The organism is Thiomicrorhabdus heinhorstiae (genome assembly GCF_013391765.2).
In the GTDB taxonomy this organism is placed as follows: domain Bacteria; phylum Pseudomonadota; class Gammaproteobacteria; order Thiomicrospirales; family Thiomicrospiraceae; genus Thiomicrorhabdus; species Thiomicrorhabdus heinhorstiae.
The window spans coordinates 1-879 of sequence record NZ_JACBGI020000051.1; the positions used below are offsets into that span (position 1 = coordinate 1).

The 879-nt window shown below is 46.9% G+C and carries 1 protein-coding gene; it reads right to left on the reverse strand.

Annotated elements, in window-relative coordinates; all coding sequences use genetic code 11:
- On the reverse strand, window positions 1-815 hold an 815-nt coding region (locus tag H8792_RS12320), incomplete at its 3' end, for a flagellin N-terminal helical domain-containing protein (RefSeq protein WP_185979298.1).
- Window positions 816-879: the final 64 nt, after the last annotated feature.

Below are 879 nucleotides of genomic sequence, written 5' to 3' on the forward strand. Positions count from 1 at the left end.
GACATCACATTTTGTGACTGCTGGTTCGCCTGGCTCAACATGCTCATTCCGGCTTGTTGCAACACTTGGGTTCTGGCCAGGTTGGCACTCTCTTTCGCAAAGTCCGCATCCAGGATGCGTGATTTCGCCGAAGTCATATTTTCATTTACGTTCGTCAAGTTCGAAACCGTGGATTCCAATCGGTTTTGCAAGGCACCCCATTTCGCACGTTGCAGGTTCAGGTTCGATAGATCCTGATCGATTGTCTGTACCGCCGCCGATGCGGCAGTAACGGTTCCCAACGACACGTTTGTGTCGGTGTTCAATGCTGAAACATTGAAATCCGTCAGGCCGATGCTGATTTTATTGTCCGCTCCGACATTCCAGCCGACATGTACCAGTACCGCAGTGTTCGAACCGTTCATCAATGACGTTTCGTTAAATTTAGTTGTATTGGCGATTCGGTCGATTTCGTTTTGCAGCTGAGTAAATTCTTCGTTCATCTGCGCGCGGTTTTCCGCGTTGTAGGTTCCATTAATCGACTGAACACCTAGCTCACGCATACGCTGCAACATGCCGACCACTTCTTCGGTGGCACCGTCCAGTGTTTGTACCAGTGAGATTCCATCGTTCGCATTTTGAATCGCTTGATCCGTTCCACGGATCTGAGTATCCATTTTGGTTGCGACCGCTAAGCCGGCTGCATCATCTGCCGCTTTGTTAATTCGTAGACCTGAGGTCAATTTTTCCATTGCCAGCGATTGTTCTTTGCTGGACTGATCCAATAAACGTACTGCGTTTAGTGAACCCATATTTGTATTAATCACCATTGACATGATCTTTCTCCCTTGTGATATATTCACGCTTGTGTTTGTGTATGTATTTGTTTTTAAAGTTTTT